The organism is Mucilaginibacter sp. OK283, assembly GCF_900110415.1.
In the GTDB taxonomy this organism is placed as follows: domain Bacteria; phylum Bacteroidota; class Bacteroidia; order Sphingobacteriales; family Sphingobacteriaceae; genus Mucilaginibacter.
The window spans coordinates 381,033-396,882 of the sequence record NZ_FODR01000005.1 but is presented as its reverse complement, the minus strand read 5'-3'; the positions used below and the strand labels follow the sequence as shown (position 1 = coordinate 396,882).

The following is a 15,850-nucleotide window of genomic DNA, read 5'->3' as shown; positions in this document are numbered from 1 at the left end:
ATTCAGCTAATCGCCATTAACCAGCGGGATAACCTTTTTGCCAATCAGTTCGATAGAATTCATTAACTGCACATGCGTTAACCCGGCATTATCCATTTGGAAGGTAAACCGATCTACTCCCCCCAATGCTTCGCTATGGCGCAGCAGCTTTTCGGCTACCTGTTCCGGACCGCCTAATACTAAAACACCTTTTGGCGCTGCCAGGCTATCAAATTGCGCTTTGGTTACCGGCGGCCATCCGCGTTCGCGGCCCAGCTTAGTCCAAAGCTCTGCATAGCCGGGGTAATAGTCGGCAATCGCTTCCTCGTTGGTTGCTGCCACATAACCTGGCGAATGCAGGCCCACTTTTAATTGCTCAGGGCTGAAACCTGCCCGACGGCCGGCCTCGCGGTAATGATCAACCAGGGGCCTGAACCTGTGCGTTTCGCCACCAATTACGGCTACCATCAAGGGCAGCCCCAGCGTACCGGCACGTGCAAACGACTCTGGGGTACCACCCACGCCCAACCATACCGGCAACTTTGGTTGTAAAGCCCTGGGATAAACCGGCAGATCGGCCAAGGGAGCACGGAACCTGCCCGACCAGGTAACAAATTCACTATCCCTAACTTTAAGCAGCAAATCCAATTTCTCCTTAAATAACGCATCATAGTCGTTCAGGCTGAAACCGAACAAAGGATAGGCCTCAATAGACGACCCGCGGCCAACCACCATTTCGGCGCGGCCTTTCGAGATCAGGTCAAGCGTGGCAAAGCTCTGGTACACACGCACCGGGTCTGCAGCACTTAGTACAGTTACCGCGCTTGTAAGCCTAATCCGTTTGGTGCGCGTGGCAGCAGCGGCCAGGATCACCGCAGTGGCCGAATCCAGGAACTCCTTTTTATGATGTTCGCCAATCCCAAAAACGTCCAAACCCACTTCATCAGCAAAAGCAATGCGGTTAAGCAGTTGCTCCATCGCATCAACGCCGCTCAACTCGTTACTGCCGTACATCGCCGAAGCAAAGCTATCTATTCCTATTTCCATTATATTACCTTTGAATTAAATGTTACAACATTCAATTCAAAGGTCGTAAGTAATTTGTTTTTAAACAAATGAGCGATAGGTATTAAGTGTCTGATTTATGACATAAGTTTTTAACTATAAAAGCCTTTGATCTTTCAACCAAAGGCTTTTATAGTTTACCTCATATTTAACCGTACGGGGGCATGTTAGATGTCGGAAACCGTAAAGTCTGCTTTTACCGAAGCAGGGAATTGAGTACTCATACTAACGTCCTCATCGCACACCAGCGGATTTGAAAAGTCGACATTTTCAGCAATCTGCTCATTTCCATCTATTTTTATAACCACATTACGATGTCCGGTAACTGTATAGGTACTTTTGAGCTGCCACCACATAAAGGATGCCCGCGGCACCTGCGTTTTGGCATTGAAGGTTTTCTTTTTAGTAACCACTTCAGCAAGTGTCACTTCTGCCGAAAGCTCCAGGGTCAGTTTTGCGCCTATATCTATAAACGATGCCACTTTTAAACCAAGCGAGGCCGAAAACTCCTCACGGGCGCCAACACTTAGCGCTACGCCAATGCTTACCGAGTCTTCCTGCGAAAAAGGTGTATCAGGCGTAATGGTGCAACTGTTTACACGTACCCATTGTTGCTTGAATTCCAATTGCTGGTTGGTAAGCCGTTTTTCCCAGATAATTTTAAAGCCCACCATCTGGATTTCTTTGATAACTATGGTTTGATCGGGCAGGGGTACTTTCAATATTACTTTTGCCGGTGGCGGAAGCGGAAAGTCATTAATCCCATTAGGGGCCGGTGGGTCAGGCAATAATTTAATTGTTGATGTTGTCATGATCTGATGTTTTAAGTTGTTGCAAAATAGCGTGTCGCCATTTTATCCGGCAGGGTAAAAAACTCCTTTTTATAGGAGAAGAAAAGGGTTTATGAAAGGTGCTGTTAAGTCATCTTCGAAAGATTCTGTATCTTTCCGTACCGGAAATCTTATAGCCCTTAATTTTTAATGAAAACTATCCTCCAGCAAATCTCGAAATTGGCAATTCGACTGAATAGAACAACATTTACTGATGAACAAATAAAGTCAAATTGGTTAGGAACAACAGCTGCTTCTAACGAAGCAATACTTGCAGCAGAAAGTAGATTAGGAATTAAATTACCCGACGATTATAAAAGATTTCTATCAATCACAAATGGATTTTTCACACCGCGCGATGTTACAGAGCCAACATTTGAAACAATAGACAAAATCAATTACCTGAAATATGTAGACGCCTTTTTATTGGAGGTGTGGAATAAGGGCATATTAGCTAATGCGGGTGAGCAATTAAACAGAGCCATAGTAATTGGCGGTTTGAATGATGAACAATATTTTTTCCTGATTCCGCCGAAGTGAGCTAATAGCAAATGGCAGTACTGGAAATTCGCAAACTGGATCCCTGGCGAAGAGCCATATTTAAATTTAGAAAGTTACTTCCTTTAGGTTTTGGATTTTATGAAGAAGATGTAAAAACGCCATTTTGGGAACACGACGGGCTTACCGGGGTTAGCGCGCTGATAAATTATTTGATCAAAGTATTTTTATGGAAATTAAGGCATAACTGCATCCTGTATTAAATTCAATTTTATGATGATGAAACTTGACCACCTGACATTTAAAAAAGGACTTGGATTTATACTGCTTTGCTTTAGTACTGTGCTTGTTAAGGCACAAGCCGATACAGTTTACCGGCACTTACCAGATGCAAGGCAACGAATACCCTTGTATGTAATAAATAACCAAATTATTGGCAGCGGCCTAAACATTAACCCTAATGATATTGAGGCCATCAACGTTTTTAAGGGCACGGAAAATATTCCGCCGCAGTTCAGGAACCTTTCTAAAGATGGAATTTTATTCATAAACCTTAAAAAAGGAATTGAAATAAAAACGCGGTCGTTTAAAGAAATTAAAGATTGGCTGGATATAAAAGAAGACGTTAGGTTTGCTGTAGATGGCTTTTATGTTGACGACATGAACCTGGCGGTAGCCGTATCGTCCATTTGCCAGTTGGACGTGATTAAAAAGCAACAGCAAAACAAATCAGTCCCCGATGTAATCAACATCTGGACGCTTGAGCCCGGCTCGCGCAAAGGTTTTGTACCGCCGCCGCCCGTGGCCGGCAAGCCAGGCGTGATTTATATCAGGTAATTGATCAGGCAAAAACAAAAATGCTACCTTGTATTTGTTTAAAGTTTGGAATAAAACGAACTACCCCGCTGTTCGTTCCGGAGGCACCAACGGCGGCGTATTAAGCTTATTCATCGCCAACCCAATGCCGGGGCAACATGCTCCAAAATGGCCGATAACACATGAACATTGTAATCAACGCCCAAAGTGTTCGGTATAGTAAGCAGCAAGGTATCCGCTTCCTGTATCGCTTCGTCCTGGGCCAGTTCTTTGATGAGCTGATCGGGTTCGGCTGCATAACTTTTGCCGAAGACCGCCCGTTTATCAGCTTCGATGTAACCAAAGCTGTCGGCCCCTTTTCCCTGCTGGCCAAAGTAAAGCTTGTCCTGCTCGGTTACCAGTGCAAAAATGGAGCGGCTTACCGATACCCTCGCTTCGCGCTGGTGCCCGGCGTTTTTCCAGGCTTCTTTATATAGCCTGATCTGTTCTGCCTGCTGGATGTGGAAAGGCTTGCCGCTTTCGTCATATTTCAGGGTCGAACTTTGCAGGTGCATGCCGTTTTCGGCAGCCCAAACCGCGGTTGCATTAGATGCAGCTCCCCACCAGATGCGTTCCCGTAGCCCTTCCGAATGCGGTTCCAGCCGTAACAAGCCGGGCGGATTCGGGAACATCGGGTAAGGGTTAGGCTGGGCAAACCCCTCTCCTTTTAACTTATCTAAAAAATCCAGGGCCTTTTTTCGTCCCATATCAGCATCGTTTTCCCCGGCAGCAGGCTCGTAACCAAAATAACGCCAGCCCTCAATCACCTGCTCTGGCGAACCCCGGCTGATGCCCAATTGCAAACGCCCGCCCGAAATCAGGTCGGCAGCGCCGGCATCTTCTACCATATACATGGGGTTTTCATAACGCATATCGATAACACCCGTCCCAATCTCAATCTTGCTGGTTTTTGCCCCAATAGCCGAAAGTAGCGGGAATGGCGATGCCAACTGCCGCGCAAAATGATGAACCCGGAAATAAGCCCCATCCAAACCAATTTCTTCCGCGGCAACAGCCAGATCAATCGACTGCAGCAAGGTATCACTGGCAGTACGGGCCTGGTACGCGGGATGGTTGGACCAATGCCCGAATGATAAAAATCCTATTTTCTTCATCATTAAATTCGATAATTTACCTGCAAATGTAAGTAAACGGGTGGTGGACGGAGGTCACGGGTTGGTAATAATGATTTGGTTTGTGAGGTTAGATATTATGGCATTGGTTGTGGCAGATCAGCGTTGCTGTGGTGTCATTTTAGCATAGGTCTTGTGTCGTGGCTTGGACATTGGCTGACCTGCCCTCTTTTCAGCGCAGCTCTTGTGTTATGGGTTATGCAATGGCGGACCTGTGCTTACGATGTGATTGGTTTGCAAAAATCACAAGTGATCCCCGCGCATGCAGTAGCACAACATTTGCACTAAATGGGGTGGCGGGCCTGTTCTATAAGTGTGTTATTAAAAAAATTCATAAGTGATTCTCCCCCATGCAACCACACAACACTTGCGCTAAAGTGGTCGAAATAAGACGGTGCGGCTAAAATTTATACAGCGTTTTCAGCCTGCATTCTGCTAAAGTCCTACAGTCTTTTTTAAACTTTCCCTGTCTAAAGCCTCCATCCTGGTAATTTTTGACTTGTTTACTTTGCCATTAACGTCAATAACCACATAAGTTGGGAATCCCCCTTCCGCATTAAGCACAGTTTTTAGCCTGGCGATGATTTTATCATTCACGTAAATATGCGTACCGGGTATTTGCATCTCTCCTATTCTGTTTTTCCATATATCAATACTTGAGCTACTGGTGGTACATAGATAAATGTATTCAACAGGCAGATCTTTATTTTTTTGGTGCAAACTTTTGCTGAACGGCATGTCGGCTATGCAGGGGGCGCACCAGGTTGCCCAAAAATCAATAATAAGAGCTTTGTTGGGGAATTTTGCCTTTAAATTTAATATAAAGCTATCGATATTTGCTATAGTATCTAACTGGTATAAGCTGGCATCAAAAGGTAACCGAATTAAGGGGGTACCAATATCCGCCTTTTCTAACTTTGTTGATAAAGCTAAAACGCTATCTATTCTCTTTTGGTTATCATCAACCTTAATCATTTCATCTGCAGCGATTTTTTTGCACCAGGCTGTTTTGATACTGCTGATGATCATGGGGTAAGTGCGGGCATAATTATCTTTCTCCGATTCTAAAAGAAATAGTTTTAAAAGATCTGATCGCTGCTGCGTATATAAACTATCACATAGCATCATGATACTGTTGAGCGCCGATTCTTTTTTAAAGCGCTTTTTGGCCATTGTATAAATGCCCAGGTATTTGTAAAACATCACACCATCGTTACTTGTAAATATTGGCTGGTGCGCGTTTATCTGCTTAATAAGCTGGCCGGGTATGGTGTCATTCCAATAGGCGATGCAAATTTCACCGTAAAACTCCGACAAGGTTTCATTGTTAACAGCCCATCCATATTTAGGGTAACCGCTGATGAATTCGCTATCTATACTTTTCAATAGCCTTAAAACAGAATCGGTTTTAAAAGTGAAGGCATCTGCAGTGTATTTTTTTCTCCAGTTACATACGGCCCGCAGATCATTAACCAAACGCTCCCTTTCTTTCTTTTTAAACAACACTTTTTTGTTCATTACGGTATTTAATTCGCCGTCGTAACCAGAAAAGGTAATCCCCTCGCCTATCATATACGCGCCATCTTTAGGTACTTTCCGCGTGTCTACTGTAACAGTAAGCCCTTTATCCACATATATCCCTGTATATAAGTAGTTACCTGCGTCTAACCAAATTTGTTGGTAAGGCAAATTCTCATCAAGAATTATTTTTACCTGGCCGGTGGCATCTGTTTCTGCATATTTAGTTGCCTGCATGCTTCCGCCGAGTTGTACAAGGGTATATTTGATATTTATTTTTTTAACGCTATCGGGCAGGTTTTTTATTTGCACGGTTAATGTTGCGGGCTTCCTGTTCATCAGATAGGCGTCCATTTTTTTATCCTCGATGGCAATAGCTGGTAAATTTTGGGCACTTAAGTAGCTGCTGCAGAACACTAATGCTGCCAGTAATAGGTTTTTCATGATATGATTTTTTTTATTTTTTTATAGTGTGTAAGCGTTTTATTACGTTCTCTTTTTTGTTCCTGGAGATGGGGATGCGGGTATTATCGTCCATTAATAAATAGCCCGAATCTTCCTTGAGCAAACTTTTGATAAACTTTATATTCACCAGGTGCGATTGATGGCACCTGATAAAATCGTAGCTGCTTAATAATTCGTCATATTCAAAAATTGGTTTTGATACCATGATACTTGTTCCGTCTGATAAAAAGAACTGGGTGTAAGCATTTGATGATTCGCAACGGATGATATCCCCGGTGTGCACAAACCTGATCTCTTTAGTTGAAGACAGGGCCAATTTGTGATCCTTTTTCGCGTCCTTATCTTTTATAAATTCCATTAAGTTTTCAAGCTGCAGGTTAGCCTTCTTTTGCATCAGTTTAGCCTCCACTTTGCTTACCGATGCTTTTAATTCTTCCGGATCTATCGGCTTCAGCAAATAATCTATAGCCGAAAATTTAACGGCCTGTATCCCGTAATTGTCAAACGCGGTAACAAAAACAACTTCAAACTGTTGATGTGGCAAAGCTTTAAGCACTTCAAAGCCATTCTTATCCGGCATCTGGATATCTAAGAACAACAAATCGGGATTGCTTGCTGTAATCAAACTAACCCCGTCATCGGCATTGGTGGCTGTGCCCACAACTGTTACCGGCAGCTCATTCTTTTTTAACAGGTGCACAATATTTTCGATATTGTTTTTTTCGTCGTCTATAATTACCGCTCGTATCATATTAGCCAATTTTTAAAATGGATAATAACCTGGGTTACATTATCCGTCCGTTTTACCAAAAACTCTATGTGCTGCCCGTTCAATGTCTGGTTCAACAATTTTATGCGCTCTTTGGTTAGCTGAAGGCCAAAGCCGTTAGCGTTATCATTGGGGTTAAAGCCTTTGCCATTATCATTTACAGTAACTACCATGTCGTTATCCAATTTCTCAAACAGCACAATCAGTTGCCCGTTTTCCTGCAGGGCCGATATACCATGCTTTACCGCATTCTCTACCAGGGGTTGTAAAAATAAAGCGGGCATTTCAATGGCGCTGGCATCTATTTCTCTGCTCACTTTAATTTGATAATCGAAGCCAAACCGTAGTTTTTCGAGTGCCAGGTAGTTTTCCAATATCTTTATTTCGGTAAAAATGTTTACAAATTCCTTGTCACTGGCTTTCAGTGAATCGCGCATTAGATTGCTAAACTCAATTAAATATTTCGACGCGTTTTGCGAATCGTTTTTGGTGATAAGCCCTTGTATGGAGCTAAGGGCATTAAACACAAAATGCGGGTTAAATTGCGACCGGATGGACCTGAGCTCGGTTTGTACCAATTGCTTTAAGGTACTTTCTGCTTTAAGCTTTGCTGTCTGCTTCCTTGATCGCCAGAGTAGCAGTACAAACCCGACGGCAAACACAACAAGCATACTTAAGGCTGCTTTTGCCCATACCGTTTGATACCAGGCTGCTGTTACAGTAAATGCATAGGTGCAAATATTATTGCGCTGTACGCTATAACGTATTTTTAACTGATAATGCCCGGGCGAGAGATTTTTGAGCCACACTAAGTTAAAATCAAAATCATTAACCGTCCAGCCGGTGCTGTCTTTTCCGTTCACCAGGTTATATTCAATAATACTTCGCGACTTAATAATATCATCCAAATAAAAAATCAGGTTATTTTCGTTGTGCCGGAAGTCTTTTCTCAACTTCAACAAAACAGTGTCCTTACTCCAATCGCTTTGGCTTGGGTCTTCCAGCGGGCTTGTCCACTGCTTTTTAAAAAGACTTAAAAAATCGGGCAGTTGCGCAAACGTAAACACACCCACAACTCTTGGCTGCCATTTTACCCAATACGCCGAGATCGAAGATTCAATACTGTCGGGCGTATTAATCCTGCGTACCTGGAAGGTAAGCGCTTTGCCATAGGCCTCTTTAAATTGGCCTAAATATGCAGATAGCTCATCAATCTTACCAATTTCGGCAATTTGAGTCATCAGGTAGGCTTTGCAAAACAACTTTGGCTTTGTCCAAGGTAATACCACTTTCTGCTTATCCTCTATAACCCTGAATTGAAATTGGTTTACATTTTGCGGGTTGATACCATTAACCGTTATAACTATTCCCGACGAATCAAAAATAGGGATGGCATATCTGCCCGCATAACCATCAACCATTTGGATATATGATTGCGACCGGGAGTTGTCGTATTCCTTTAACCGGGGTATTTTTTGTACAGCCTGCCGATAGTTTACCGCCAGTTTATTGGAGTAAAATGCAGTAAGCAGCACTTTTTTATTTTTAGGGTGAAAGCTTTGGTAGTTAAAAAATGTCAGGGAAAAATACTTCCGGATAGAATCGCCATGGCTATCGTACCGGATGACCGGGTTGATACTATCCAGGTACATTACCGGCTTTTGCGCCTGGCAGCAAAGCCCCAGGAAAGCACAAAATATAAATATGATGATACTGCGCATCAGCTCCATTTGATTTTATGCAACAAAGTAAAGCTTTTAAACCCTGGTTAAGATACGCTGATTTGAATATGGCAGGAGTTATTTTGAATTGGGTGGTATGGACGAATTCACTTCAAGTAAGACCTTCATCAACAGATGCTATTAAATGAACATGGTTGCTCATAATTACATATGCATGAAGGTGCAGCCTTTTTTTTGCTGATAATATTTTAACGACTCAATTACCAAATCGTGGTATTGCTGCCGGATGAATCAGTCTATCCAACCCACAACTGTAAATGTCATACTTGCTAATCGCGGATAACGTAGCCTTTTTTAAACATGATATTTTTTGTTGATAAATATAAGATGCGGTTACTGTAGTTGCAAACTACAGGCATAGACGTTCGAAGTCAGAGACTTCGAACAGCGCTACCTCACTCCAACCCCATTCGCATCTCCACCATATGCTTCTCAAATCCCACTTTTTCATAAGCCCGTACAGCGCCTTCGTTATCAGCATAAACCTGCAGACGCAGTTCTTGAAGGCCTTGTGCTTTGGCCCATTCTTTTAACCTGTCGATAATGAGTTTATTGATGCCTTTGCCCCTGTGTTGCGGCAAAACGTACATAAAACCAAGGTAGGCAAATTGCTCAAAGTCAAAATAAACCTTTTCGCTTTGTTTAATACGGGCGTAGCCGCTACCCACCAGTTGGCCGTCCAATTCGGCCACTAAAAGTTCCACATCGGGCGAAGTGATAAACATTTCCAGGTCGTAATATTTGATAGCGCCGGGCACCAGGGTTGGATCGAAGGGGCGCTCGGCAGTGATAACGCCCTGCTCAAATTGCAGCAGGGCCGGGATATCGGTGAGGGTAGCGGGGCGGATGAGCATGGGTGGGACGGTTGGTTAATGTATTTATATAGTTCGGGATCGCTTCGTGCCTTATAATGAAGTACTTGTAAGTTACAGACTGTCAATATCAAATATCCGTCATTGCGAGGCACGAAGCAATCCCCGACATGCTAAGTCCCACATAGTTCGGGATTGCTTCGTACCTCGCAATGACGGTAGTTTAATACATTGGTTTAACTATATTTCGTTGCACGCCATAACGATTTTTTTTCAGGGTTCTTCTTTCTTTGCGTCTTTGCGCGAAAAAATCATCTACACCCTAAAATGTTCACACCCTTTCAAAAATTCCTCATCCGCATCGGCACCAATGCCTATGGCATTATCAATATTCAGTTTATAGCCATCATAAGTAACGCCGCCAATGCAGGGGTCAACCAGGTGGCCCAGCATGCAAGTGTCCATATCATAAAATCTGATGTTGGGGCTGGCGTATACAAAATGCAGTTTGGCGCTCAGGGCTATGCGGCTTTCCAGCATCCCGCCCATCATGCAGGTTATGCCTTTGGATGCGGCTTCGTCGTGGATGGCTTTAGCCTCCAGCAGTCCGCCCGATTTGGCCATTTTGATATTGATATAGTGGCAACTACCACTGTTGATCTGTTTGCGGGCATCGTGGTGGTTGTATACGCTTTCGTCGGCCATAATTTTTACGGGCGATAGCTGCATCAGTTCAGGCAGGCGGTCATCGTACCAGGTGCGCATGGGCTGTTCGCAAAATTCAACGTTGTACTCGCCCATCGCCTGCAGGGCAAAAACGGCATCGTCAAAGCTCCAGCCCTGGTTGGCATCAATGCGGATGAGCATTTCGGGGCCAACCGCTTCGCGGATCTGTTTAACCCGTTCCACATCAGCATCTGCATTTTTGCCCAGTTTTACCTTCAAAATATTTGCCCCCGAGGCTTTAAAGTACAACGCCTTCATGGCCATAGTTGGCGGGCTATCAATGCCAATGGTGATATCTGATTCCACAATGCGTTTTTCGCCGCCTAAAAACCGGTATAATGGCAAGCCGGCATTTTTGGCAGCTAAATCGTGCAGGGCAATGTCAAAGGCGCTTTTAATGGTGGTATTGCCTGCGGCGGCGGCGTGAAGCTGCTGCATGCGTGCGGGTATATCAAGCGCATCTTTACCAATCCACAGCCGGGCAAAATCTTTAGCCATCACCAGGCAGGTATCCTGCGTTTCGCCCACAATCATCGGGAAGGCCGAGCACTCGCCCACCCCGTAAAACCCGGCATCAGTATGCACCCGGATAAACACATTTTGAGCATGGTCCATCGTGCCGGTGGCAATAGTGAACGGCTCCATGGGGATGCTAAAACGATAAACATCGATGTGAGTAATGAGTAGTTTGTTTTGCATGGATACGGTATTCGTTTCTCTGCCCTCCCTGTCATGCTGAGGAACGAAGCATCTATTCCCAAACTTTGCATGTTGGCCATGCTTGGTGGTTAACAGATGCTTCGTTCCTCAGCATGACAGGCGGGTTATGTTGCCGCAAATTACATATTTTTCTAATGCATGTAATTGATACGTGAGGCATCGGCTCTTTTTTTTATTTGCACATTATATAACTATAATGTTATATTTGCGTTACTACTATTCAAATACAATTCAATTTTAGCCTCCTGGGCCCTTGTTACACAGGGAAAAGACGCATGGCTAACTTAAAACTTTCTTAAAACATTATTAATTGCATGGCACAAGAAAACACGCCTATATTTGACTATAATTCAACCAGGAATAAACTAATCCTGTCGGAATATGGCCGCAACGTACAAAACATGGTTAAGTACATAGTTGCACTACCCACTAAAGAAGAACGTAACCGCTACGCACAGGTAGTAATTGACCTGATGGGTTTTTTAAACCCGCACCTGCGCGATGTGGCCGATTTTAAACACAAGCTATGGGATCACCTGCACATTATATCTGACTACCAGATTGATGTGGATGCCCCCTACCCCAAACCAACGCCCGAGGCTATCCACCTGAAGCCGCAACCACTGCGTTACCCCCACCAGCGTATTAAATACAAGCACTATGGCAAAACCATTGAGCTGATGATTGAAAAGGCCAAGGCAATTGATGAGCCCGAGCGCAAACGCCACATGGTACAGGCTATAGCCAATTTCATGAAAATGGCCTACGTACAATGGAACAAAGATTCTGTTACCGACGAAAGCATTATTGCCGATTTATACGCCTTATCTGGCGGCACCTTAAAACTGGATGAAAACGTTAACCTTAACCGCGTTGAGTTTAGGCCAAACAACAACCAGCAAAACAACAACAATAACAGCCGTGGCCGTAACAACCAGCAAAACAACAATAACAACAACCGTGGTGGCGGTGGCGGCCGTGCTAACAATAACCAAAACAACAACGGCCCGCGCAACAATAACCAAAACAACCGTAACCGTAACCAGGGAGCTAAAAAATATTAGTCCTGGTTGATTTATTAGTTCCGGTTGGTTTATTAGTTCATTAGTTCATTGGTCTTGTCTAATGGATTTTTTGGTGAGGATGATTTTTACAATCGGCGGTTGATACACCGGTAAATTATTACGATAAATACTGCAACCCCGTTCTTTGATAGAGAACGGGGTTGTTTGTTTTGCCGACTTTTTAAACTAAAAAAACTTGAATTTTCTTTGAATTTTTCTGGATATTTCTTGACCAAAATTGCCCTTTTCTATCACCTTTTTGATCATTTATTGCATTCTTATACGTAAAAAGGCTTATTTAAAAAGTCATGCACCAGCAAAACCCTTAAAACCGCCACGCAAGACCAATGAACTAATGAACCAGTGAACTAATGAACAAACTGAACTAATGAACGAACAATCAGGAAAAATTATAATCTTTGCCGGATATAAAAACACATTTAACACTTTCGGGTGTTCACAACATTTGAAGCATTTGACCTATCAATTATAAACACCCATGACTAACGCATTTGTGATAAACGGCGGCAAACCGCTAAAAGGTGAAATTACCCCTCAAGGGGCCAAAAACGAAGCACTACAGGTAATTTCGGCGGTACTGCTTACCGAAGAAAAAGTTACCATCAGCAACATACCTGACATTAAGGATGTTAACAAACTCATTGAGCTACTGGGCGATATGGGTGTTATCACCGAAAAAACAGACGAGTCAACTTATACCTTTATAGCCAAAGACATCGACCAGGATTTTTTCCAGTCGGAGGCTTTTAAAACCAAGGGTGGTGGCTTAAGGGGCTCTATCATGATTGTGGGGCCGCTGCTGGCGCGTTTCGGCAAGGCATCCATCCCCAAACCCGGCGGCGACAAAATAGGCCGCAGGAGGCTGGATACGCACTTTCTGGGCTTCGAGAAGCTTGGTGCCCGCTTTGATTATAACCCCGAGGATGGTTTTTTTAATGTAGATGCATCCAACCTGCAAGGCACCTATATCCTTCTGGATGAGGCATCTGTAACCGGCACCGCCAACATTGTGATGACTGCCGTGCTTGCCAAAGGTACCACCACCATTTACAACGCTGCCTGCGAACCATACCTGCAGCAGCTTTGCAAAATGCTTAACCGCATGGGTGCAAAAATCAGCGGCATAGGCTCAAACCTGCTTACCATCGAGGGTGTTACCAAATTAGGCGGCACCGAACACCGCTTGCTGCCGGATATGATCGAGATTGGTTCATTCATCGGCCTTGCTGCCATGACAGGGTCCGAGATCACTATTAAAGATGTGCATTACAAAGAGTTAGGCATGATCCCGGATGTATTTAAACGCCTGGGAATCAAGTTAGAGTTACGTGGTGACGATATTTACATTCCTGCACAGGATCATTATGAAATTGAAACCTTCATCGACGGTTCTATCATGACCATTGCCGATGCCCCATGGCCCGGCTTCACTCCAGATCTGCTGAGTATTGTATTAGTAGTGGCAATACAAGCCAAAGGGTCGGTTTTAATCCACCAGAAGATGTTCGAGAGCCGTTTGTTCTTCGTAGATAAACTATTGGATATGGGCGCCCAGATCATCCTTTGCGATCCGCACCGGGCTACAGTTATCGGTTTAGATAAACAAGTACAATTACGCGGCATCAGCATGACCTCGCCTGATATTCGTGCCGGGGTTTCCCTGCTGATAGCGGCATTATCGGCACAAGGCAAATCAACCATTTACAATATTGAACAAATTGAGCGTGGTTATCAGCACATTGATACTCGCTTAAAAGCCTTAGGGGCCGATATAACCCGGATATGAGGTAAAAAGTAAAAGGCGAAAGGTTAAAGGTAGCCGCAAAGAGTTTCCCACCTTTCGCCTTTAACCTTTCTCCTTTTACCTCCCCTTGCCCCCTTTTGCTTTTTACCGGTAAAGAATTATCTTTACCCTCCAGCATCAGGCCTTCAGCTTGCTGCATTCAGCCTTAAGCTACCTAAAACATGCCCTACAGAAACCGGAAGTCGACGTACGTTTATTTCATATTGATTTTTGTATTTATAAAGGTCGTTTTAAATCTGTTTGCCATTGGGCATTTCGGCTTTCACCGCGACGAGTTTTTACATCTTGTACTGGCCGATCATTTGGATTGGGGTTATAAGGAAGTACCGCCATTTATCGCGCTGCTGGCCAAGCTAACCATCACCTTATTTGGCAATTCGGTTTTTGCCGCACGCCTTTTCCCCACCGTATTTGCAGGGCTCATTATCTGGTTTACAGGCCGTATTGTAGTTGAATTTGGGGGCCGCAGGTTTGCCATTACCCTGGCCTGCCTTGCCCTGATATTTTCGCCGGCCTTTGCTGCAAGCGATTACCTTTTTCAGCCGGTAGTGTTTGATCAGTTTTGGTGGGTTTTAACAGTCTGGCTGTTTATTAAGTACCTTAATACAACCGATGTAAGATATTTATACTGGTTGGGCATGGCAGTTGGTTTTGGCATGCTTACCAAGTATACCATGTTGTTTTTCACCATCGCCCTTATAGTGGGCATCCTCATTAGCAAACAGCGTAAGCTATTATTTAACAAGCACATATTGGGCGCAATGGCTTTAGCCATGCTCATATTTTTGCCTAACTTTATATGGCAGGTAACGCACCATTTCCCGGTGATAACTCATATGAAAGCACTCCGCGAGGAACAACTTGATTATATTACCACCGGCGACTTTATTAAACAGCAACTTACAGTTCATGGCATCGCTTTATTTGTTTGGTTCACGGGGTTTGTGTTTTTAATCTTTTCGTTCAAGCTGCGCAATTTCCAGTTTCTAGCTATCGCTTACGTACTGATATTCATTTTTTTACTCGAAATGGACGGTAAAAACTATTACCTGTTTGGGGCCTATCCTATGTTGTTTGCCGCAGGAGGCTTTGGGTTTGAACGATGGTTAAAAACAAGTGGTTACGCTTTGCGTACTTTAACTATTGCCTGCTTTACCATCCCTAATATGCTGTTACTTCCTTTGGTACTACCCATTTTACCGTTGCAACAAACGCTGGCTTTTTTCAGGTTCACCGGCAAAAACCTGCCCCCCTTTAGGTTTGCAATGACCTGGGAAGATCAAAAGTTGCACGCTACAACGCAAGATTATGCCGACATGCTGGGCTGGGACGAAATGGCCAAAAAAGTTGGTGTCGCTTACAACAGCCTTACGCCTGAACAACAGAAACAAACCATTGTATACGCCGACAACTACGGCGAGGCCGGCGCATTGCATCACTACCGCAAACAATACAACTACCCCGATGTAGTATCCCTTAACAGTAGTTTTACCCTGTGGGCCCCGGATACGCTAAGTTGTAAATACATGATTTATGTGGATGACAGCGGCGGCGAAAACATTCGGCAGTTTGTAGCCGGCAACATGATAGGCTCCTACAAAAAAATCGGCGAAGTGGAATATTATCTTGCCCGCGAAAAAGGCACCGGTATTTACCTGCTTACAGATATCAAGTTCCCGCTGAAGGAAAGGTACCGTAAGGAGTTGATCCGGAAGAGGATGGAGTAGTTATTTAGGCGAAAGACATTTAGGCGAAAGGATAAAGGTCAAAGGCGAAAGGTAGAAATTTCGATGATTTTCTGCAGATCTAACAGCGGGCATTCTGACATCTATGCCATTCACCCAACAAC

Annotated in this window: 14 protein-coding genes; 6 read left to right on the top strand and 8 right to left on the bottom strand. The window is 44.0% G+C overall.

From position 1 onward, the window contains the following. Window positions 1-6 precede the first annotated feature (6 nt). Window positions 7-1,026: an LLM class flavin-dependent oxidoreductase gene (locus BMX56_RS14620; RefSeq protein WP_090649227.1), complete on the bottom strand. Its 1,020-nt coding sequence runs from the start codon at window positions 1,024-1,026 to the stop codon at window positions 7-9. Window positions 1,027-1,211: 185 nt separating this feature from the next. Continuing rightward, on the bottom strand, window positions 1,212-1,856 hold the full coding sequence (locus tag BMX56_RS14615; protein ID WP_090649224.1) for a hypothetical protein: 645 nt from the start codon (window positions 1,854-1,856) through the stop codon (window positions 1,212-1,214). A 168-nt stretch (window positions 1,857-2,024) separates the two neighbouring features. Here BMX56_RS14615 and BMX56_RS14610 point away from each other — a divergent pair, with 168 nt between their 5' ends. The 3 genes from BMX56_RS14610 to BMX56_RS14605 are packed head-to-tail and all read left to right on the top strand — an operon-like array spanning window position 2,025 to window position 3,209. Next, the gene (locus tag BMX56_RS14610; protein ID WP_218152419.1) at window positions 2,025-2,414 is read left to right on the top strand and encodes an SMI1/KNR4 family protein; all 390 of its coding nucleotides are present in this window, start codon (window positions 2,025-2,027) and stop codon (window positions 2,412-2,414) included. An 11-nt stretch (window positions 2,415-2,425) separates the two neighbouring features. Continuing rightward, the gene (locus BMX56_RS30185; protein WP_177183798.1) at window positions 2,426-2,635 is read left to right on the top strand and encodes a hypothetical protein; all 210 of its coding nucleotides are present in this window, start codon (window positions 2,426-2,428) and stop codon (window positions 2,633-2,635) included. A 10-nt stretch (window positions 2,636-2,645) separates the two neighbouring features. Next, window positions 2,646-3,209, top strand: coding sequence for a hypothetical protein (locus tag BMX56_RS14605; protein WP_143065448.1), 564 nt, complete (start codon window positions 2,646-2,648; stop codon window positions 3,207-3,209). Window positions 3,210-3,319: 110 nt separating this feature from the next. On the opposite strand, the gene BMX56_RS14600 is transcribed toward BMX56_RS14605, so the two are convergent. The 6 genes from BMX56_RS14600 to BMX56_RS14575 all read right to left on the bottom strand — a co-directional run bounded on the left by BMX56_RS14600 (window position 3,320) and on the right by BMX56_RS14575 (window position 11,091). Further along, complete coding sequence (locus BMX56_RS14600) at window positions 3,320-4,342, bottom strand: LLM class flavin-dependent oxidoreductase (RefSeq protein ID WP_090649219.1); 1,023 nt, start codon at window positions 4,340-4,342, stop codon at window positions 3,320-3,322. Window positions 4,343-4,795: 453 nt separating this feature from the next. Then, entirely contained in the window at window positions 4,796-6,322 is a 1,527-nt protein-coding gene (locus tag BMX56_RS14595) for a TlpA family protein disulfide reductase (protein ID WP_090649216.1), read from the bottom strand. A gap of 13 nt (window positions 6,323-6,335) precedes the next feature. Then, window positions 6,336-7,094 (bottom strand): LytR/AlgR family response regulator transcription factor, encoded by a 759-nt coding sequence (locus tag BMX56_RS14590; protein WP_090649214.1) that lies wholly within the window; start codon window positions 7,092-7,094, stop codon window positions 6,336-6,338. Continuing rightward, entirely contained in the window at window positions 7,091-8,833 is a 1,743-nt protein-coding gene (locus tag BMX56_RS14585) for a sensor histidine kinase (protein ID WP_177183820.1), read from the bottom strand. Before BMX56_RS14585 ends, BMX56_RS14590 begins: the two co-directional genes overlap by 4 nt. A 416-nt stretch (window positions 8,834-9,249) precedes the next feature. Beyond that, window positions 9,250-9,708, bottom strand: a complete 459-nt coding sequence (locus BMX56_RS14580) for a GNAT family N-acetyltransferase (RefSeq protein ID WP_090649208.1) — start codon at window positions 9,706-9,708, stop codon at window positions 9,250-9,252. A gap of 273 nt (window positions 9,709-9,981) precedes the next feature. After that, window positions 9,982-11,091, bottom strand: a complete 1,110-nt coding sequence (locus BMX56_RS14575; RefSeq protein ID WP_090649205.1) for a mandelate racemase/muconate lactonizing enzyme family protein — start codon at window positions 11,089-11,091, stop codon at window positions 9,982-9,984. A gap of 335 nt (window positions 11,092-11,426) precedes the next feature. Between BMX56_RS14575 and BMX56_RS14570 the strand changes: the two genes are divergently transcribed. From BMX56_RS14570 to BMX56_RS14560, 3 genes are all read left to right on the top strand, one after another. Next, entirely contained in the window at window positions 11,427-12,176 is a 750-nt protein-coding gene (locus BMX56_RS14570; RefSeq protein WP_090649202.1) for a DUF4290 domain-containing protein, read from the top strand. Window positions 12,177-12,675: 499 nt separating this feature from the next. Next, the gene (murA, locus tag BMX56_RS14565) at window positions 12,676-13,983 is read left to right on the top strand and encodes a UDP-N-acetylglucosamine 1-carboxyvinyltransferase (RefSeq protein ID WP_090649199.1); all 1,308 of its coding nucleotides are present in this window, start codon (window positions 12,676-12,678) and stop codon (window positions 13,981-13,983) included. A 179-nt stretch (window positions 13,984-14,162) separates the two neighbouring features. Further along, on the top strand, window positions 14,163-15,728 hold the full coding sequence (locus BMX56_RS14560; protein ID WP_090649196.1) for an ArnT family glycosyltransferase: 1,566 nt from the start codon (window positions 14,163-14,165) through the stop codon (window positions 15,726-15,728). Window positions 15,729-15,850: the final 122 nt, after the last annotated feature.